15 protein-coding genes are annotated in these 19,369 nt (G+C 69.0%); 11 read left to right on the top strand and 4 right to left on the bottom strand.

The genetic code is table 11. From position 1 onward, the window contains the following. Position 1 precedes the first annotated feature (1 nt). The 4 genes from IF655_RS11870 (at position 2) to IF655_RS11855 (ending at position 7,778) form a co-directional block, all read left to right on the top strand. Entirely contained in the window at positions 2–3,355 is a 3,354-nt protein-coding gene (locus IF655_RS11870; protein ID WP_199584383.1) for a DUF499 domain-containing protein, read from the top strand. Positions 3,356–3,481: 126 nt separating this feature from the next. Further along, positions 3,482–4,456 carry a hypothetical protein gene (locus tag IF655_RS11865; RefSeq protein WP_199584379.1) on the top strand — a complete coding sequence of 325 codons (975 nt, stop codon included), beginning with the start codon at positions 3,482–3,484 and terminating at the stop codon, positions 4,454–4,456. Between the two features lie 57 nt (positions 4,457–4,513). Beyond that, positions 4,514–5,077, top strand: coding sequence for a hypothetical protein (locus IF655_RS11860; protein WP_242488692.1), 564 nt, complete (start codon positions 4,514–4,516; stop codon positions 5,075–5,077). A gap of 1,216 nt (positions 5,078–6,293) precedes the next feature. Then, positions 6,294–7,778, top strand: coding sequence for an HNH endonuclease (locus tag IF655_RS11855; protein WP_199584375.1), 1,485 nt, complete (start codon positions 6,294–6,296; stop codon positions 7,776–7,778). A 50-nt stretch (positions 7,779–7,828) separates the two neighbouring features. On the opposite strand, the gene IF655_RS11850 is transcribed toward IF655_RS11855, so the two are convergent. Beyond that, positions 7,829–8,497: a DUF6308 family protein gene (locus tag IF655_RS11850; RefSeq protein ID WP_199584373.1), complete on the bottom strand. Its 669-nt coding sequence runs from the start codon at positions 8,495–8,497 to the stop codon at positions 7,829–7,831. After that, positions 8,494–9,702, bottom strand: a complete 1,209-nt coding sequence (locus IF655_RS11845; protein ID WP_277952674.1) for a cytochrome P450 — start codon at positions 9,700–9,702, stop codon at positions 8,494–8,496. Before IF655_RS11845 ends, IF655_RS11850 begins: the two co-directional genes overlap by 4 nt. A gap of 175 nt (positions 9,703–9,877) precedes the next feature. On the opposite strand from IF655_RS11845, the gene pnuC reads away from it, so the two are divergent. Next, positions 9,878–10,600: a nicotinamide riboside transporter PnuC gene (pnuC, locus tag IF655_RS11840; RefSeq protein ID WP_199584371.1), complete on the top strand. Its 723-nt coding sequence runs from the start codon at positions 9,878–9,880 to the stop codon at positions 10,598–10,600. Then, positions 10,597–11,709 (top strand): AAA family ATPase, encoded by a 1,113-nt coding sequence (locus tag IF655_RS11835; protein WP_199584369.1) that lies wholly within the window; start codon positions 10,597–10,599, stop codon positions 11,707–11,709. The genes pnuC and IF655_RS11835 overlap by 4 nt, the downstream gene beginning before the upstream one ends. A gap of 17 nt (positions 11,710–11,726) precedes the next feature. Here IF655_RS11835 and IF655_RS11830 read toward each other — a convergent pair whose 3' ends face one another. Next, positions 11,727–13,178 (bottom strand): carboxylesterase/lipase family protein, encoded by a 1,452-nt coding sequence (locus IF655_RS11830; protein WP_199584367.1) that lies wholly within the window; start codon positions 13,176–13,178, stop codon positions 11,727–11,729. A gap of 335 nt (positions 13,179–13,513) precedes the next feature. Between IF655_RS11830 and IF655_RS11825 the strand changes: the two genes are divergently transcribed. Then, positions 13,514–14,020 (top strand): DUF3293 domain-containing protein, encoded by a 507-nt coding sequence (locus IF655_RS11825; RefSeq protein WP_199584365.1) that lies wholly within the window; start codon positions 13,514–13,516, stop codon positions 14,018–14,020. On the opposite strand, the gene IF655_RS11820 is transcribed toward IF655_RS11825, so the two are convergent. Next, the gene (locus tag IF655_RS11820; protein WP_199584362.1) at positions 14,011–14,478 is read right to left on the bottom strand and encodes a hypothetical protein; all 468 of its coding nucleotides are present in this window, start codon (positions 14,476–14,478) and stop codon (positions 14,011–14,013) included. The genes IF655_RS11825 and IF655_RS11820 overlap by 10 nt on opposite strands. Positions 14,479–14,745: 267 nt before the next feature. On the opposite strand from IF655_RS11820, the gene IF655_RS11815 reads away from it, so the two are divergent. The 4 genes from IF655_RS11815 to IF655_RS11800 are packed head-to-tail and all read left to right on the top strand — an operon-like array spanning position 14,746 to position 19,322. Beyond that, entirely contained in the window at positions 14,746–16,062 is a 1,317-nt protein-coding gene (locus tag IF655_RS11815) for an ABC transporter substrate-binding protein (RefSeq protein ID WP_199584361.1), read from the top strand. A 5-nt stretch (positions 16,063–16,067) separates the two neighbouring features. Then, positions 16,068–17,051: a carbohydrate ABC transporter permease gene (locus IF655_RS11810; RefSeq protein WP_199584359.1), complete on the top strand. Its 984-nt coding sequence runs from the start codon at positions 16,068–16,070 to the stop codon at positions 17,049–17,051. A 43-nt stretch (positions 17,052–17,094) separates the two neighbouring features. Then, the gene (locus IF655_RS11805; protein WP_199584899.1) at positions 17,095–17,934 is read left to right on the top strand and encodes a carbohydrate ABC transporter permease; all 840 of its coding nucleotides are present in this window, start codon (positions 17,095–17,097) and stop codon (positions 17,932–17,934) included. A gap of 29 nt (positions 17,935–17,963) precedes the next feature. Next, complete coding sequence (locus IF655_RS11800) at positions 17,964–19,322, top strand: GH1 family beta-glucosidase (RefSeq protein ID WP_199584357.1); 1,359 nt, start codon at positions 17,964–17,966, stop codon at positions 19,320–19,322. Positions 19,323–19,369 lie beyond the last annotated feature (47 nt).

The raw sequence follows: 19,369 nt of genomic DNA, 5'->3' as shown, positions 1-19,369 counted from the left end.
CATGATCGACATCCTCGCGGAGGGGCTGCTGCCCTTCCTGGAACGGGAGATGGTCAAGCGGCAGGGCGAGGGCTGGTTCGAGGACGCGGAGAGCGAGGCCCGGGGGCAGGGGAAGCAGGTCGGCAAGAACGATCCGCAGTTCCTGCTGAACCTCCTCCAGCGGTACTGGAGCACCTACTTCCGGCACCTGCTGCCGGGCAGCGCCCGTGGGTTCGCCAGCGAGATGAACGACGTACGCAACCGGTGGGCGCACCACGAGTCGTTCACCGCGGACGACACCCTGCGCGCGCTGGACACGGCGGAGCGGCTGCTGCGGGCTGTGCACGCAGATCCCGCGCTCGTCGAACAGGTCCGGGAGTCCCGGCAGACGCTGCACAGGCAGGTGACGGAGGAGGAGACGAAGAGGGCGGCCCGCCGGGCGCGTGCTGTGCCGAGCGTGGCCGCCGAGGGGCTGAGGCCCTGGCGTGACGTGCTCACCCCGCACGAGGACGTGGCGCGCGGTGACTTTAACGCCTCCGAGTTCGCCGCCGACCTGTGGCGGGTGGCGCGCGGCGAGGGCGCCGCCGAGTACACCGAACCCGAGGAGTTCTTCCAGCGGACGTACCTCACCGAGGGCCTTGAGGAACTGCTCGCCAAGTCGCTGCGCCGGATCAGCGGTGACCCGAACGCCGCCCCCGTCATTAACCTCCAGACCAACTTCGGTGGTGGCAAGACGCACTCGATGATGGCGCTGTACCACCTGTACGCGCCTGGTCTGAAAGTGAACCGGCTGCCGCAGGACCTCCAGGAGCTGATCGCCGCCGCGCCGGGTGGTGGACTGCCCGGCGGAACGGTCCACCGGGCCGTTCTGGTCGGCAACGAACTCGGTATCGGTCAGGCCGACGTCAAGCCCGACGGCACCGTCGTCAACACCATGTGGGGCCAGCTCGCCTGGGGGCTCGGCAAGCGGCAGGCGTACGACATCATCGCCGAGGCCGACCGCACCAGTACCAGCCCCGGCACCGCCCTGCTCCAGGACCTGATCGCCGCGTACGCGCCCTGCGTCATCCTCATCGACGAGTGGGTGCAGTACGCCGGTCCGCTGCTCGGCAACGACAATCTGCCCGCCGGATCCTTCGAGACGCACTTCTCCTTCGCGCAGTCCCTCACCGAGGCCGTCGCCTCCGTCGACGGAGCCCAGCTGCTGGTGTCCATCCCGGCCTCTGCGACCGGTGAGATCAGCGACGCCGACCAGTACGACATCGGCGGGGAGAACAACCGCATCGCGCTGGAACGACTGCAGAACGTCGTCCACCGCAAGGCTGACGCCTGGCGTCCCGCCAGCTCCGACGAGTCCTTCGAGATCGTGCGCCGCCGTCTCTTCCAGACCCCCACCAGTGAGGTCCAGGCCGAGATCAACAAGGTGGCGCGGCTCTACACGCAGTTCTACGGCACCGAGAAGCGCGAGTTCCCGGCTGGCTGCGACACCATGGACTACGAGCGGCGCATCAAGTCGACGTACCCGATCCATCCGGAGCTGTTCGCGCGACTTTACGAGGACTGGTCGACGCTGCCCAGGTTCCAGCGCACGCGGGGCGTGCTGCGGCTGATGAGCACCGTCATCCACGCGCTGTGGCGCGACCAGAACCAGAGCCCCATGATCATGCCCGGGGACGTGCCCATACACGACACCCGCGTCAACCAGGAGCTGACGTACTACCTGGAGGACCGCTGGAAGCCGATCATCGACGCCGACGTCGACGGGCCGGACTCCACCCCGGCCTCCGTCGACGCCGAGAAGCCCGTACTCGGACAGCGCGGCATGAGCCGACGGGTAGCCCGTACCGTCTTCATGGGCTCTGCGCCCCGCGTGCACGCCGCCCGCAAGGGCCTGTCCGATCCACACACCCGGCTCGGCATGGCCATCCCCGGTGAACCGCTGGGCAACTTCCGAACCGCGCTCAACGCCCTCGCCGACCGCTCCACCTACCTCTACGGCGACGGCGAGCGCCATTGGTACGACACCCACGCCAACATCACCCGCACAGCCAAGGACGAGGCGAACAAGCTCCTCGACGATGTCGACAAGGTGTGGGCGGACGTGGTGCGCCGGCTCAGTGTCGTCCAGGGCGTGCGCGGACAGTTCCAGGCAGTCCACGCGGCGCCGCTGCCAGCGAGTGACATCCCGGACAACGACAACGCCCGCCTGGTGCTGCTGCACCCCCGCTTCACCCACCGCAGCGCCAGGGACATGCCTGACACTGAGGCCCTGCGCTTTGCCCAGGAGGCTCTGGACCAGTACCGCTCCACCACCCGGCAGCACCGCAACGCCCTCGTCTTCCTCGCCCCCGACCGCAAGGAGATCGAGGAGGTCGCGGAGGCCGTACGCGAGTACCTGGGCTGGAAGCAGGTCCTGACGCAGCACGTCCAGCTCGACCTGACCGAGAATCAGAAGACGCAGGCCAGAACTCGGATGGAGAAGGCCGACGAGACGGTCAACCTCCGGTTGGGCAAGGCCTACCGCTGGGTGCTCGTCCCCGAGCAGGTCCCCGGCGCCAAGATCGAGTGGGTCAACTTCAAGGTCGACCTACCGGCCATCGACGACGCCGCCATCCAGGTCGGTGACCGCCTCAAGCGCCAGGGCATGCTCTACGTCCAGCAGGCCCCCGCCGTCCTGCACCAGCGGATCGTGGATGCGTTGGGCCAGGAGTGGAGCCGGGACGGCCACATCAGCGTCGGCCGCCTGTGGGAACTGCACACCAAGTACCCGTACATGAACCGGCTGCGCGACCGCGCCGTTCTCGACCAGGGCATCGAGGACGTCCTCACCCACATCACCTGGGAGACCGACGGCTTCGCCCTCGCCACCGGCCAAGACCCCGCCACCGGCCGCTACCAGGGGCTCGTCCTGCCCTGCCGGGGTGGCTCCTTCGGTCAGATCACCGACTCCTCCCTACTGGTGCGGGCCGATCTCGCCGCCGCCCAGGAGGCCGCCGACCTGGCGGCAGCCGCCGCCAGGCACCAGGAACCGGCCGATCAGGACGAGGACGCCGACGACAGCACCGGCACCGGTCAGGGCGCCAGCGGACCGTCGGTGTCGCCCCGCCCCGGCACCCCGGTTCCGGCGCCGACCCCGCTGCCCCGAGTCCCGACCCGCTTCTACGCCCACGCCCGGCTGGACACCGAGCAGTACAGCAAGCACGCCACGAAGTATGCCTTCGAGATCCTCCAGCACCTCGAAGCCATCGGGGCCGATGTCGAGATCACGGTCGAGATCCAGGCGACCGCGCCCGGCGGCTTCCCGGCGGACAAGGTGCGCACCCTCACCGAAAACGCCAACACCCTCAAACTGCAAGCCCAGTTCGAGGAGGAGTAGGGCATGCCGACCAGGTCGGGCCGGGCGCTGTGTGCCCGGCCCGACCTGATCGTTTCGGCGTCCGCCGGCCCTCTCGATAGGCTGGTCGATGCACGTCGTCCCAGACCGCCACGGGGGAGCACAGTCATGGCCGCACGTAACCGGGACAGAATCGTCCACTTCTACGAGATCGCCGACGCCGACGCCCCCGCCTCCTCACGTCTCCCGCACCGCGACTGGGGAGCGCACATCCGCCGTCTGTGCGCCCAGCCGCCCGCCCAGCGCACATCGCGCACCGGCGACGAGATCCTGATCGGGGCCGTAGATACCCTCCAGACCGCCCCCCACCTGCTCCTCGCCAAGGTCCGCCAGGACGTACCGCAGCTCATCGACCACGTCGACGGCACCCTCAGCCACCTCCAGCTCGCCGCGGACAAGGAGTTGGTGGACGTCACCACGGTGTACTTCCTGCCCTTCGGTAACGTCCTCGCCACCATGGCCGGCGGTACCTCGGCACCCCGCGCCCAGGCCCTGAAGCGCTGGCTGGACGACATGCACGCCGCTGCCCCCGAGGTCCGCAACATCGAGCTGCGGCCGGTGGTCAACGCCCGGTCCCGGGAGAAGCTCGCGCACGCGGCGGCGATCGAGCAGCTGACTGTTCGCATCGCCCCCGAGCCGCCCGACAGCCCCACGGCCCTGCGCGCCAGCTCCGACCTAGGCACCGCACTCAGCCGCCTGCACGAGGACAACCCGGACATGATCATCACGCTGAAGCTGGAGGTGCCGAAGAAGTCCCGCGTCCTCTCGCCCCGCCGTCGCGCCCGCGGGCACAACCACCTCCTCGCCTCCACTCAGGTGTTCGCCAACGACATCGCGGACTGGCTGGACAACTCCGACGCCGTCGACACCGCCGCCGCGCAGGCCCGCATGGAGGCGTGGCACAGCGAGGCCGACGACGAGAAGATCGACTTCGTCAGCGAGCGCATCACTGCGAAGTGCGTCGTTCCGTTCTCCTCCAGCGACGGTCACGCCATCGACTTGCAGGTGGCCCTAAACCAGCTGGAGCGGGTCTCCCTGCAGAACGAAAGGGTGCTGCGGGCCGCTGTCAGTGCCGACCTCTAGCCTGGAGGGCAGCTGGGGGCGAAATCCCTGGTCGGCGCGCGCGGGGGAGGGGCGGGAATGCAGAGGCTGGTCGAGACGGCACGCAGACTGTTGCAGCGGTGGCGATCACGTCCGGCGGCGGACTGGCTGCTGACCGCAGTCGTCCTTGGCGGGCACGGTCTGTTGGTCGCACTGACCGGACGCGGTGACATCCTCGGTGCGCCCGGCCGCGAACAACGCTTGACGATCTACACCACCGGTGCCACCGTCGTCGCACTGGTCGGCAGCTTCGTCACTGCCGCCATTGCGCAGTACGCTTCCGCCACAGGACGCCGCATGCGGGTCCTGCGCACTGCGCCCCACCTGGCCTCACAGTTCCGGCGGAACTGGGTAAGCGTCCTATCGGCCACCTTGCTCATCTCCGGTGTCTGCCTACTTGCAACTGCCCTCGACACCACCGAGACGGACCCTGGGGGCGTTCACTGGGCCGTGGAAGGTGTCCTGATCCTCGGTGCCGTCCGGGCCTACCGCCTGCTGTGGCTGTTCAACTCTGTCATCCAGGTGACGGACAGAGACCTCGCAGACTCCCCTCAGTCGGCGACCCAGCATCTCCCTTCTTGTACCTCCGGTGATGCTCCTTGAGAGGCTGCCAGGCCATGAAGATGTATAGGCACGTCTTGGTGGCCGAGGGAAGTCAGCTGGCATCTGGGCTGCCAGGGACCATCAACGTCTCGTGCTGGTACCTGATTCTCGGCGCATCGCCTATGTCAGTTATCGGCTCAGCGGTGCCTGAAAGCTACAGCCGGGATTATGCCTCTGGCGGCTAGGTGACGGCAGAGGTCCACTTGGACTCCGGAGAAGGCGTCGACATGGTCTCCGTTTCGCCGCGGAGTCGTATGAAGCCACGCGCATCGACGCGGCCGGCGACGGGCGCGAGGACGCGCGTACCCCTCGCGATCGGGCTTGCCGGGCCCCAGTTCGGCAACCATACGCTCAGCCGGCGGCTCCGCCGCCAGGTGGGCGGTATCGAAGAGCTCCAGCCCTTAGTCGTGATCTCCACTGCCCGCACCCGTCGGTCACCCGCAGCTGGCTTGCGTATGGCAAGACCCTTGCGCTCCAGAACATCCACGATGCGCATAAGCCCGGCCTTGTCCGACCCCGTCGCCGCCATCGACGTAAGTACATCCCAACAATAGTTGAATGCGCATACACTCGGGGAGTGATCACGCGGCCTGCGGGAACCTCGACATCAATTGGCCCTGTTACGCCTGGTCAAGGGGTCTCGTGAACGACCCACCAGCAACCAGCAGAAACCCCAGTTGATCTGGGGTTTTTCTGTTTCTCTGGCTGCAGGGCGACCGCGCGACCAGCCGTGTGACCAACAGTCGAGCGAAATTCCAGTTCGGTCCGGGGTGACAGGTCGACATGGCTGGCGCGGGAAGGCTGCTCTGATCGCAGCCGGGGCTCGTAGGTCGTTCCGTTCAGATCATCGGATCGGTGGTTGATGTGTGTCGTTGACTGCCGCCCGGTGGCATGGATCGAGCCGTTGTCGCCGGACCGGACGCCGAACGGGGTGGCCGGTGGCGGGACCACCGGCAGGCGATCGGCACGATCGCATTCCAGCACCGCACCAGGGCACCGTGGACGGGCCTGCCCGAGCGCTTCGGGTCGTGGGGCGTCCGCGGCCACCTTCGGAAGAAGGCCGCGGACGACGCCTGGGAAAGGGCCTTCACTGTTCTGCTCGGCCAAGCGGACACCGGGGGCGACCTCGTTCGCTTACGGGTGTCCCGGCTGGTCGACCGTTCCGAGTCAGATGGCGGACCCCCACTGTCAGTCGCGGCATCTACTGTGCGCGCTCATGAACGACAGCTCACAGAAACCGAACTCGGGTCAGAGATCAGCTCGCCTCGAGGGCGCGCAACAGGCAGCCCTACCTGCGGGGTCGGAATCCGATGAAATGGTAAAGGGCATCGCTCTTTATCACGATATGCGGGTTGAAGAGGACTTCACCAAGTGTGCCACTCGCCTCTTCTCGATCCTCAAGCAGGCCGCCGCTGCCAACCCTGGCGCTCCGCGCTATCTCTACCTCGACATCCAAGGACACCGCAACACCGCTGGAGGCTTCGATGCCGATGCCTTTGAGATCATCCAGGAGTTCCTGCTGGGCTTCCTTGGCCCTTACCTCACAGAGATCAGCACACCGCTCTACCGGGTGAGAAATCCAGGGTCGCAGCGTGAGGACGTACCTGACGTTTTGAACATACGGGACCCCGACCGTGAACACGCCTACGACCACCGCGAACTGGGCGTGCGCAACCGGGAACGTAACCCCGACCAGCGCCGCTCCAGGCCTCCGGTCCAGGCCATCGCCGACTATCTCGGTCTCGATGAGCCGATCTGTCTCATCTGCTGGCAGGCGCCGGTGGAGAGGGCTCATGTGGTCCCGGAGTCGCTCGGCGGTTCCAATGATGTGCGCAACTTTGCCCTCCTGTGCCCGCGCCACCACCGTGAGGCCCCTGACGTCGCGGACGCCGAGGCGTTCTGGTCCTGGGTCGACTACGCCTGTGAACGCGACGGTCACATGAAGTGGGAAGGCGTGGATCGCGAAATGCTGGCCAAGGCAGAGCGTGCCGGCCTCCGCATCGACACCTCCGGACCGGTGCGAAAGAGCCTTCACCATTTCGGTCGGGTCCGCGAGGAGCTTGTGCGTCACTACGGCTGGCGCCCGGAGGACTTCGCTGGTGGCGATCACTGGGGTGCATTGATGGAGGAGTTCCACACGGTGATGGAGTCCGCGACCAGCACCCACTTCAATGTCGCCAAGAAGGCATCCACCGAGGCATGGGCTTTTGAGGTAGCTCGCAGACGCCTACGGGATGGGAGGAAAGAGTCCGGGGCGAGTGAGGACCTGCCGTCGGCGTCGAACCATCCATCGGTTGACCTGGCTGAGCGGACGGTGCGCAAGTCGCCCGAGAGCGGTTCTGCGCAGAGCCTCGTCGATGCCGCGCGCCGAGCCGACATCGCCACCGAAGCGGCGGCTCTTGTGCACGACATCATCGTCTCCGCGGGGGTTTCGACGGCTGAGGATGTGCTGCGGGGCATCAAAGAAGAGGTCGCGGACCGCACCGCGCAATTCGAGCGCCTGGCTGACGAGTTGATGGGACACGCAGTCTGCCGATACTGCGGCCACGCAATAGCCCGAATCGGGGATGCGTCCTGGCGCCATAGCGCCGCGGCGCCCATGTCGCGTGGCTGTCGAGCCGCCAGCTTCGACCGAGACGGCACTTGGGACGATTCCCTTGACCGGGCGTGGAAGGCGACCCCGCCGAAGACATATCGGTGAGGCAGCCGGTCAGGACCCTTGCCGCATTTATCGTGGATGGTGGGAATGCGTTACTTGCCGCCCCCGTGCATCCAGGCGATGACGTCGAACACGCGCAGAACGCTGATGTCCTCGCCGATGCCCGCCTTCTGCCGGAGATGGACCAGGCGGTCGTAGAAGGCGCCGTTGTCCGCGCGGAGGGCTGCCGCCAGCGCGGCCCAGAAGGAGTGGTCGTTTCTCGGGCGCTGGAAGAGCTGCTTGACGCGCTTGTCGTAGACCGGGACCAGGTGGGGGCGCTTGCGGGCCAGTAGCTTGCCCGCGACGACCGGGCCGCTGCCGTCGGGTTTCTCCGCGTACTTCTCGGTCCGGTCGGTCAAGCGCTCCCACAACTCCCACGCGGGGCCGCCCCGTGTCATGAGCGGATCGCTCTCTGGATCCTCCAGGCGGGCGTCGCGGGGGATCAGTGACAGCAAGCGCGTCCAGTGGCCCTCGGGGTCGGCCAGCAGGTCGATCGCCCCGTGGGGCTTGAGTGAGACGCTGAGCATGGTGATGGCGACCACGTCGTCGCTGTCGAAGCGGTTCGCCACGTCCGGCGCGTCCCCGCCGCCGCCCAGGCGCTCGAAGTGTGCGCCGGAATAGAAGAGGTCGCCGCGGTCGCGTGTCTTGGTGAAGTACGTGGACAGCAGTCGTACGGCGTTCTCGTCGTCCTGGTAGATGTCCGGGATCTTCAGCTCGGTCACCGTCCGCTCTCCCAGCGCACCGGCAGGCTCCGTGGTCCCCTGATCAGCATGCCCTCGCGCCAGGTGAGGGCGGCGGGGTGGGTGTCGAGGGTGAGGGTGGGGAAGCGGGTGAGGAGGGCGGTGAGGGCGAGGCGGGCTTCGAGGCGGGCGAGGGGGGCGCCGAGGCAGTAGTGGATGCCGTGGCCGAAGGCGACGTGGCCGCCGGTGGGGCGGCGGATGTCGAAGTCGTCAGGGGCGGGGAAGCGGGCGGGGTCGTGGTTGGCGTCGGCCATGGCGACGAGGACCAGTTGACCGTCGCCGGGGACGACCGTGCCGCCGATCTCGATCGGTTCGGTGGTGAACCGGAAGGTCGGGGTCTCCACCGGACCGTCGTAACGCAGCATCTCCTCCACCGCGTTGGGCATGAGCGTCATGTCCTTGCGGAGAAGGCCCAGTTGGTCGGGGTGGGTGAGCAGGGCCAGGACGCCGTTGGAGATCAGGTTGACCGTGGTCTCGTGACCGGCGACCAGCAACAGCCAGGCGGTGCCGAGCAGTTCCTCGTGCGAGAGGCGGTCGCCGTCCTCGTCGGTGGTGCGGACCAGGTCGCTCATCAGGTCCTGACCAGGGTCGTGGCGCTTGCGTTCCATCAACTCGGCCAGATACGCGGCCGTTTCGCGCGTCGCCGCCTGGCGCAGCTCCGGGTCGGCGCCGGAGAGGATCGTGTTCGTCCAGTCGCGGAAGGCTGCTCGGTCCAGCGTCGGTACGCCGAGCAGCTCGCAGATCACCGAGATCGGCAGCGGGAAGGAGAGCGCCTCGACCAGGTCGGCCCGCCCCTCCGGCGCCGCGATCATCGCGTCGAGCAGCTCGTCGGTGATCTCCTGGACGCGCGGGGCGAGTTGCTCGATCCGGCGCGGGGTGAACTCGCGGACGACCAGCTTGCGCAGCCGTCCGTGGTCCGGCGGGTCCTGGTTGAGCATGTGCGGTCCGGCGGCCGGGCTGGAGATCGGGAACGTGGCCGCGGCGTTCTCCCACCGCTTCGACAGCCTCGGGTCCGCGAGCGCCGCCCGCCCGGCCTCGTAGCCCACTACGAGCCACGCCTCCGCCCCCTCCGGAATCCGCACCCGGTGCACGGGACCGCGCTCGCGCAGCGCCGCGTACACCGGGTAGGGATCGCGGACGAAGTCCTCACCCATCGCCACCAGGTCGATCACGTCGGTCGTCGTCATCGTGCGCCCCCGTCGTCCGGTTTCGTTTCGACGCTAGCAGCGGGGTGGCGGCGGGGCGAAGGCCGAAATCGGCGCACGATCACCTGGCCGAAATCCACAGCGGAGAGAGGGGGATTGTGGAGTGGACACCCACTTGTTATCGTCACTTCGACATTAACGGGAGGGGTGGGACGACATGGCTGTCCCGGACATGCTCGGCGGTCTGATCGCGCCGCTGAACCAGCAGGTGTTCCAGTTGGGCCAGGACGCGGTCACCTGGTCCGAACTGCTCGGCTTCGCCACCGGCGCGGTGTGCGTATGGCTGTGCGTACGGGCCAGCGTGTGGAACTTCCCCGTCGGCATCGCCAACAACCTCTTCTTCCTCGCCCTGTTCTGGAGCGCGCGCCTGTACGCCGACGCCTCCCTCCAGGTCGTCTACCTGGTCCTCGCCGCCCACGGCTGGCTGCTCTGGCTGCGCGGCGGCGAACGGCGCACCCGGCGGCGCCTTGGCCGCGCGTCCCGGACCACCCTGCTCGTCCTGCTCGCGCTGCTCGTCCCCGTCACGTGGGGGCTGACCGTCCTGTTGACCCGCGCGCACGACGTCGCACCCTTCTGGGACGCGCTGACCACGGCGCTCTCCCTGGCCGCGCAGTGGCTGCTCAACGCCAAGCAGATCGAGAACTGGTACTTCTGGATCGCCGCCGACCTCGTCTACATCCCGCTGTACTTCACCAAGGGGCTCGATCTCACCGGCATCGTCTATGTGCTGTTCCTGGCCATGTGCCTGATGGGATGGCGTTCCTGGCGCGGCGAGTTGGCGGCGGCCCGGTCCGCGACCGGCGCGGGTGACGGGACCGGCACCGGCGACTCCGGCGGCCCGAGCGGCACCGGCGCCACCGACCGGACGGTGACCGCATGAGCACGCCCTTCGCCCACGGTCTGGTCATCGGCAAGTTCTACCCGCCCCACTCCGGCCACCACTTCCTCATCCGCTCCGCCGCCGACTCCTGCGCGCGCGTCACGGTCGTCGTGATGGCGGCCCGGCACGAGTCGATCCCGCTCGCGGAACGCGTCGCCTGGATACGCGAACACTGGGTGGACCAGCCCCACGTGGCGGTCGTCGGCGTCGTCGACGACCTGCCGGTCGACTACGACAGCCCCGAACTCTGGGACGGGCACGTCGCGTTGATGTGCCAGGCGCTCGCCACCGGCCCGCACGAGACCGCCGTGGACGCGGTGTTCAGCTCCGAGCCCTACGGCACGGAACTCGCCCACCGCTTCGACGCCGCACCGGTGCTGCTTGACCTCGGCCGTACGACCTTCGCCGTCTCCGGCACCAAGGTGCGCGCCGACCCCGTCGCCCACTGGGACGAGATCGAACCGCCGGTACGCGCCTGGCTCGCCCGCCGGATCGTCGTCCTCGGCGCGGAGTCCACCGGAACCACCACGCTCTCCCGCGACCTCGCCGCCGCCCTGCGCACCCGGGGTGGCGCCCACGCGCTCACCCGCTGGGTGCCGGAGTACGGCCGCGAACTGACCGTCCTCAAACTCGCCCGCGCCCGAGCCCTCGCCGCCCCGGACCGTCCCGCGCCCGGAGTGGCCGAACTCGACTGGGACGACGGCGACTTCGAGACAGTCGCCCACCGCCAGAACCGCCTCGAACAGGACGCCGCCCGCACCGGCGGTCCCGTACTCGTCTGCGACACCGACGCCCTGGCCACCACCGTCTGGCAGGAACGCTACCGAGGTCGCACCACCGCCCCGGTCCGCGACCTCGCCGCCGCCATGCCACCCCGCGCCCTCTACCTGCTCACCACCCACCACGGCGTCCCCTTCGACGACGACGGTCTCCGCGACGGCGAACATCTGCGCCCCTGGATGACGACCCGCTTCCGCGAGGTCCTCACCGCCTCTGGCACCGAGTGGGTCGAGGTGTCCGGTGACCGGCAGACGCGGCTGGACTGCGCCCTCGCCGCCGTGGACCGGGTGCTGGGGGAGGGGTGGGGGCTGGCGGACCCGCTGGGGTGAGGGCTGCCTGCGTGCGGCTACCGCACCCCGTCCCACAACAGCCGTTCCTCCGACCGCAGATCCTTCCCCGGTGCGGACTCCTCCGCGAAGACCATCGTCGTGCGGGTGTGCTCGTCGTACGGCGGCCAGCCGGGGTCGCCGGTGCGGGCGAAGGAGGTCCAGGCGGCGTGCATCGTGTCGGCGAGGGGCTGGGGTGGGTTCGGGCCCAGGAGAGGGGCGTAGGAGGGGGCGTGGAGGCGGTCGAAGACGAAGGGGAGTTCCAGGGCGTGGCAGGCGCCGAGGCGGTTGTCGAACTGGGGGGAGCGCCAGGCGAATTCGTAGAGGTGGGAGCCGGGGACGGATTCCGCCAGGCGGATGGCGGGGAGGCGGTAGAACCAGTCCGTGGCCACCGCGTCGAGGAGTTCGCCGGGGGTCGCGGTGGGGCGGGTGGCGCGGTAGACGGGGAGGGCCCTGTCGGGGTCGAGTCCGTAGGCCGCCGTCATCGTGCGCAGGCGGGACTCGGGGAAGGCGTCGAGGCGGTGGATGGGGGCCAGGAAGAGGCGGTATTCCTCGCGGTTGGTGCCGATGAGGAGGTCGACGCCGCAGTCCGGACCGGGGAGGGCGAGGTCGGGGAGGACGGGTTCGAAGGGCATCATGTTGAGTGCCGCTTCGCCCCAAAAGGCGGGATCGGGGCGGGTGTTGAGTTCGGCGCGCAGGTCTGCCTGGGCGGTGAGCAGGTCGTCCAGGGGGACGGCGGCGAGTGACTCGGGGGTCGGTTCGACGCCCAGCTTCGCCGCCAGGTGTGCCGCGATCCGGTCGGCCGAGCCGGGGCGCAGGAAGTAGTGGCACGAGCCGCTCTGGAGGATCGCGCGGCGTACCAGACCGCGCAGTTCACCCGTGGCCAGCAGCGCGCCGATGCTCATGGCGCCGGCCGATTCGCCGAACACCGTCACCTGGTCCGGATCGCCGCCGAACGCCGCGATGTTGGACCGTACCCAGCGCAGCGCTGCCAGTTGGTCCAGCAGGCCGCGGTTGTCGGGGGCGCCGGGCAGACGGAGGAAACCGTCCACGCCCAGGCGGTAGTTGAGGGTCACGCACACCACGCCGTCGCGCGCGAAGGCGCTGCCGTCATAACCCGGCGCCGAACCCGAGCCGTTGGAGAACGCCCCGCCGTGCAGCCACACCATCACCGGCAGCCGGGCTCCCGGACCGGGCGCGGGCGTCCAGATGTTGAGGTTCAGGCACTCCTCGCCCGGGATGCTGTCCTCGGGGATGAGGGTGTCGAAGGGCGGGGCGTACGGGGCGTGGGGTGCGGTCGGGCCGTAGGCGGTGGCGTCGCGTACGCCGGACCAAGGTCGCGGTGGGGAAGGGGCTTTGAAGCGGAGGGGGCCGAACGGCGGTGCCGCGTACGGGATTCCCAGGAAGGACACCACGCCGTCCGCGCCGGTACGGCCCCGGACATCGCCTTGCTCGGTCGTGCACACCGTCATGCCGACAGGACCTCCAGCAGCGCCGTCATGAACTCCTCGGGCTTCTCCAGGTGCACCGCGTCCCGCGGGGGGCACGGGCGACCTCCCGTACCGTACCCCCGTGCGCCGCGTAACGGGCCAGGGCGTGGCGGGTCTGGGCCACCATCGGCTGGGCGGGGGTGCCGTCCGAGCCCGGCACCACGTCGAGCGCGCGGGCCCTTGACCCTGGTCCCGCGTCACACCATGTGGCAGCATTCCACCCGTTCACGAAAACGATCACGCCGAGCCCGTCGGGGCTGGGCGCGGATCTCCCTGCCGGGTGCGTAAGGGGGTCTTCTCTTTCCGGAGGAGGGCTCATGCGGGACCGCTGGGCGGCTTATCGGCAGGCTGTGGTGGACATTCGATTCGCGGAGCGCGGCGTCGTGCGGATGGTGCCGTGTTCCGTCGGGGTGACCGAGGGGGCGTTCCCGGAGCCGTCCGGGCGGACCCTGCACGTCGTCACGGCCTTCAACCCCCGTGGGCGGGTCGGCGCCGCCGAGGACAACGCGCGGGCCCACGCCCTACTGCTGGCTTGGCTCGGCCGTGGCGGTCACACATGGTGGCCCGCCACAGGCAGCAGCCCCTGCGGTACCCACGCCGAGGAGAGTGTGGCTGTCATTGGGCTGTCCGACGCCGAGGCTCGCGCCCTGGGGCGCCGGTTCGGTCAGGACGCGGTGTTCGCGTGGAGCCGGGCGGAGCGGCGTCTGCTGGCGTGCTTCGAGGAGTGGAGCGAGGCGGCGGGGTGGCGGGCGACCTCCGCGCCCGAGCTGCGCCCCACGTCCACCACGGTGTCCGCGCTCACCGGGGACTCCTTTCAGCGATAGTCCTCCGGATGCGACTGCATCCACTTGTTGATCCTGTCCCGGGTGCCGATCAGCAGCTTCTGGTGCTTCTTGAGGTTGGGGAAGGAGGTGTCCTTCCCCAACGCCCCGCGCAGCGCGTCCATCCATGCGAGCGGCGCGGTGAAGTGACCCTCGCCCTTCGGGTCGGCTTTCATCGCGGCGGCGAGTTCGTCGAGGTTGTCGTGCACCCGGGTGAGGAAGTACTCGCAGTTCGTGGGGTCCGTACAGCCGTCCTCGTACGTCGCCTGGAGCACGGCGAACGCGTCCCGGACCTGGGACGCGGTAACTGTCCGCCGCGTGGGCGCGGACGCGGTGGGGGAGGGCGAAGGGGCGGAGGAAGACGGCGCTGACGCGGTGTCGTGTCCGGTCGAGCAGCCGGTCAGCAGGATGCCGGCCAGCAGTACGGGCAGCGCGCGGCGCGAGGCAGTGGTCGAAAGCATGGGCGTCCCCCCGTTGAGCGGCCCTCCGGGCCGACTGGGCGCCGATCATCGCAGAGCCCGGTCCCGGGATGAGCACCGGACGGTGCCCCGGCTTCGGCGCCCCCCGTCCCCCGCTGCAAAACCCGCCCGATCCCTTGACTCCACTCCCTACGGAGGTTTAACTCACGTCCTAAATTAAGCCATGAGGAGCCTTCGGGGGTCGAACGGGTGTCGGCTGTCGTGAGTGGTCCTCGGGGTCTCGACTCCCGGAAAGGGACTTCTGGAGCCATGCGCAGCATCCGAGCCGCGGCCACCGGCGCCGTCGTCATGTCTCTCGCCCTCGCGGCCACAGCGTGCGGGGGAGGTACATCGGGCGGGGACGAGGCCAACGGGTCGTCGAAGACGCTGACTTACTGGGCCTCCAACCAGGGCGCGAGCATCGCCGTGGACAAGAAGGTCCTCCAGCCGGAGCTCGACAAGTTCGAGAAGCAGACCGGCATCAAGGTGAAGGTCGAGGTCGTGCCCTGGTCCGACCTGCTCAACCGCATTCTCACGGCGGCGACTTCGGGCCAGGGTCCCGATGTGCTCAACATCGGCAACACCTGGAGCGCCTCCCTCCAGGCGACGGGCGCGCTGCTGCCCTGGGACGCGAAGAACTTCGAGAAGATCGGCGGGCGCGACCGGTTCGTGGACTCCGCGCTCGGCTCGACCGGCGCGACGGGCAAGGACCCGGCGGCCGTACCGCTGTACTCGATGTCTTACGCGCTCTACTACAACAAGCAGATCTTCGCCGACGCGGGCATCTCCAAGCCCCCGGCCACCTGGGACGAGCTGATCGCCGACGGCAAGAAGATCCGGGCGAAGGGCAAGTCCCCGCTGGGCGCGGAGGGTTCGAACGTCTCCGAGAACATCCACCACGTCTTCGTCTTCGCCAAGCAGCACGGCGCCGACTTCTTCGGCACCGACGGCAAGCCCGACTTCACCAATCCCAAGGTGGTCGACGCGGTCAAGCAGTACGTCGACCTGATGGCCAAGGACAAGGTCATCCCGGCGGGCAACGCCGAGTACGCGCAGAACCAGTCGGTCAGCGACTTCGCCAAGGGCAAGCAGGCGATGCTCCTTTGGCAGTCCGCCGCCGCCAACCTCAAGTCGCAGGGCATGAGCGACGACGCCTACGGAATCGCCCCCGTGCCCGTCCAGTCCGGCAAGCCCGGCACCGGCACCCAGGTCAACTCCATGGTCGCGGGCATCAACCTCGCCGTCTTCAAGGACAGCCACAACCTCGACGGCGCGACCCAGTTCGTGAGGTTCATGACCAGCGACGGCGAGCAGAAGATCCTCAACAAGGCGTACAGCTCCATCCCGCCGGTCAAGGCCGCCCAGCAGGACCCCGCGTTCAGCGCGCCCGCGACGGTCGTCCTCAAGGACACGCTCGCCACCAGCGCGACCGCGCTGCCCCAGGTCGCCAACGAGTCGCAGTTCGAGACCGCCGTCGGCACCGCCGTCAAGGACCTGTTCGCCGACGCGGCGGCGGGACGCGCCGTCACCACCGCCTCCGTCAAGGCCAAGCTGGAGAAGGCCCAGCAGCAGATGCCGGCGGCCTGACGACCATGACCACCACCGTTCTCAAGGAACCGGTGCGCGGCGACGCGCCCGGTGCCGCGCGGAGTCCGCGCCGCACCGGGCGCGTCCGGCGCGTGACCCTGCCGTATCTGCTCCTGCTGCCCGCGCTCGTCCTCGAACTCCTCGTCCATCTGGTGCCGATGGTCATGGGCGCCCTGATGAGCTTCCGGGAACTCACCCGGTTCCACATCCGCGACTGGTCCACCGCGCCCTGGACCGGACTGCGTAACTACCGCGTGTCCGTGGACTTCGACGCCCCCATCGGCAAGGCGCTGCTCCACTCGTTCGCCGTCACCGTCGGTTTCACCCTGCTGTCCGTCGCCCTGTGCTGGCTGATCGGCACCGCCGCCGCCGTCTTCATGCAGGACACCTTCCGGGGACGCGGTCTGCTGCGCGCCCTGTTCCTGGTGCCGTACGCGCTGCCTGTCTACGCGGCGGTCATCACCTGGGTGTTCATGTTCCAGCACGACAACGGGCTGGTGAACCACGTCCTGCACGACCAGCTCCACCTCACCGACAAGCGCTCCTTCTGGCTGCTCGGCGACAACAGCTTCTACGCCCTGCTCACCGTCTCGGTGTGGAAGGGCTGGCCGTTCGCCTTCCTCATCGTGATGGCCGGACTCCAGAACATCCCGGGGGAGTTGTACGAAGCCGCCGCGCTGGACGGCGCCGGGATGTGGCAGCAGATCCGCCACATCACACTGCCCGCGCTGCGCCCCGTCAACCAGGTACTCGTCCTGGTGCTGTTCCTCTGGACGTTCAACGACTTCAACACGCCGTTCGTGCTGTTCGGGCGGAGCGCACCCGAGGCGGCGGATCTCATATCTGTGCACATCTACCAAACCACCTTCCTGACCTGGGACTTCGGCACCGGCTCCGCCATGTCCGTCCTGCTGCTGCTCTTCCTGCTGGTCGTCACGGGCGGCTATCTGCTGTTCACCTCGCGCGGACGGAGGGGCGCCGATGTCTGAGCCGCTGACCGTCTCCAAGGCGAAGCCCACGCCCAAGTCCCCCCTGGCGCGCCCCCGTTCGTTCCAGTGGTCCCGGCGGATCTTCCTCACTCTGCTCACCGCCTTCGTCCTGCTGCCCGTCTACGTGATGATCTCCAGCTCGCTGAAGCCGCTCGCCGACGTGACGGGCGAATTCCGCTGGATGCCCAGCGAGTTGACCATCCGGCCGTACATCGACATCTGGTCCACGATCCCGCTCGCCCGCTACTTCGTGAACTCGCTGATCGTGGCGGGTGCCGCCACCGTCTGCTCGGTCGTCATCGCCGTGTTCGCCGCCTACGCGGTCAGCCGCTACGACTTCCGCGGCAAGCGCGTCTTCACGGTGACCGTGCTGTCCACGCAGATGTTCCCCGGCATCCTCTTCCTGCTCCCGCTGTTCCTGCTCTACGTCAACATCGGCAACGCCACCGGGATCGCCCTGTTCGGCTCGCGCGGCGGACTGATCCTCACGTATCTGACCTTCTCGCTGCCGTTCTCGATCTGGATGCTGATCGGGTACTTCGACTCCGTGCCCCGCGACCTCGACGAAGCCGCGCTGGTCGACGGCTGCGGACCGCTCGGCGCGCTGCTGCGGATCGTCGTGCCCGCCGCCGTGCCCGGCATCGTCGCGGTCGCCGTCTACGCCTTCATGACCGCCTGGGGCGAGGTCCTCTTCGCCTCCGTCATGACCAACGACACCACCCGCACACTCGCCGTCGGCCTCCAGGGCTACTCCACCCTCTACAACGTCTACTGGAACCAGATCATGGCGGCATCCCTGGTGGTGAGCGTGCCCGTGGTCGCGGGCTTCCTGCTGCTCCAGCGCTACCTCGTCGCCGGACTGACCGCGGGCGCCGTCAAGTGATCAACACCCCCCACCGCGAAGGGACTTCCGTGTCCGAACCCATCGACCTCGCCGCCCTCCCGAACGACTTCCTGTGGGGCACCGCCACGGCGGCGTACCAGATCGAGGGCGCCGTCGCCGAGGACGGCCGCTCACCGTCGATCTGGGACACCTTCTCCCACACACCCGGCAGGACGGCGGGCGGCGACACCGGCGACGTCGCCTGCGACCACTACCACCGCTGGCCCGAGGACCTCGCGCTGATGCGCCAACTCGGCGTCAACGCCTACCGGTTGTCCGTCGCCTGGCCGCGTGTGCTGCCCGGCGGCGACGGTCCGGTCAACGCCAAGGGGCTCGCCTTCTACGACCGCCTGGTCGACGCCCTCCTGGAAGCGGGCATCACGCCCTCGGTCACCCTCTACCACTGGGACCTGCCGCAGGTCCTCCAGGACCGGGGCGGCTGGCCCGAGCGCGACACCGCGCACGCGTTTGCCGAGTACGCCTCCGTCGTCGCCGGACGCCTCGGCGACCGCGTGAAGCTATGGACCACCCTCAACGAGCCCCTGTGCTCCGCCTGGATCGGTCACCTGGAGGGCTCCATGGCCCCCGGCTGGACGGACCTCACCGCCGCCGTCCGCGCCTCCTACCACCTGCTCCTCGGCCACGGTCTCGCCGCCCAGGCCGTACGCGCCGCCGCGCCCGGCGCCGAGGTCGGCATCGTCAACAACCTCTCCACCGTCCACCCCGCCACCGACAGCCCCGAGGACGCGGCTGCCGCCCGCCGCCAGGACGGCCACGTCAACCGCTGGTGGCTCGACCCCGTGCACGGCCGCGGCTTCCCCGCCGACATGCGCGAGCTGTACGGCGTCGAACTCCCCGAGAAGCCAGGCGACTTGGATACCATCGCCGCGCCCCTCGACTGGATCGGGCTCAACTACTACTTTCCCGCCTACGTCATCGACGACCCCGAGGGACCCGTCCCGCACGCCCGCGCCGTACGCCGCGAGGGCGTCGCCCGCACCGGCATGGACTGGGAGATCGAACCCGAGGGCATCGAGGCCCTGTTGCTGCGCCTCACCGAGGACTACGGGGCACGCAGGATCTACGTCACGGAGAACGGCTCGTCCTTCCCGGACACGGTCGGTCCCGGCGGCACCGTCCACGACCCCGAGCGCCGGGCGTACCTGGAGGCCCACCTCGCCGCCTGCGCCTCCGCCGCCCGCAAGGGCGCCCCGCTCGCCGGCTACTTCGCCTGGTCCCTCCTCGACAACTTCGAGTGGGCGTACGGCTACGCCAAGCGGTTCGGGCTGATCCACGTGGACTACGAGACGCAGCGGCGGACGGTGAAGAGCAGCGGACGGCGGTACGCGGAGATCGTGGACGCCCACCGGAAGCTCGCCACCGGCTGAGACGTGCGCGGGGCCGGGTCCGAGGTGCGTCGGATCCGGCCCCGCGC

Origin of the sequence: Streptomyces sp. DSM 110735 (genome assembly GCF_016482685.1) — a bacterium.
In the GTDB taxonomy this organism is placed as follows: Bacteria; Actinomycetota; Actinomycetes; order Streptomycetales; family Streptomycetaceae; genus Streptomyces.
The sequence above is the reverse complement of the archived record's forward strand: the minus strand, read 5'-3'. Positions and strand labels throughout refer to the sequence as shown.

Coding starts and splice junctions, on each gene's coding strand:
- IF655_RS11870 (WP_199584383.1), top strand. CDS start 2: ATGATCGACATCCTCGCGGAGGGGCTGCTGCCCTTCCTGGAACGGGAG.
- IF655_RS11865 (WP_199584379.1), top strand. CDS start 3,482: ATGGCCGCACGTAACCGGGACAGAATCGTCCACTTCTACGAGATCGCC.
- IF655_RS11860 (WP_242488692.1), top strand. CDS start 4,514: ATGCAGAGGCTGGTCGAGACGGCACGCAGACTGTTGCAGCGGTGGCGA.
- IF655_RS11855 (WP_199584375.1), top strand. CDS start 6,294: ATGAACGACAGCTCACAGAAACCGAACTCGGGTCAGAGATCAGCTCGC.
- IF655_RS11845 (WP_277952674.1), bottom strand. CDS start 9,702: ATGACGACGACCGACGTGATCGACCTGGTGGCGATGGGTGAGGACTTC.
- pnuC (WP_199584371.1), top strand. CDS start 9,878: ATGGCTGTCCCGGACATGCTCGGCGGTCTGATCGCGCCGCTGAACCAG.
- IF655_RS11835 (WP_199584369.1), top strand. CDS start 10,597: ATGAGCACGCCCTTCGCCCACGGTCTGGTCATCGGCAAGTTCTACCCG.
- IF655_RS11830 (WP_199584367.1), bottom strand. CDS start 13,178: ATGACGGTGTGCACGACCGAGCAAGGCGATGTCCGGGGCCGTACCGGC.
- IF655_RS11825 (WP_199584365.1), top strand. CDS start 13,514: ATGCGGGACCGCTGGGCGGCTTATCGGCAGGCTGTGGTGGACATTCGA.
- IF655_RS11820 (WP_199584362.1), bottom strand. CDS start 14,478: ATGCTTTCGACCACTGCCTCGCGCCGCGCGCTGCCCGTACTGCTGGCC.
- IF655_RS11815 (WP_199584361.1), top strand. CDS start 14,746: ATGCGCAGCATCCGAGCCGCGGCCACCGGCGCCGTCGTCATGTCTCTC.
- IF655_RS11810 (WP_199584359.1), top strand. CDS start 16,068: ATGACCACCACCGTTCTCAAGGAACCGGTGCGCGGCGACGCGCCCGGT.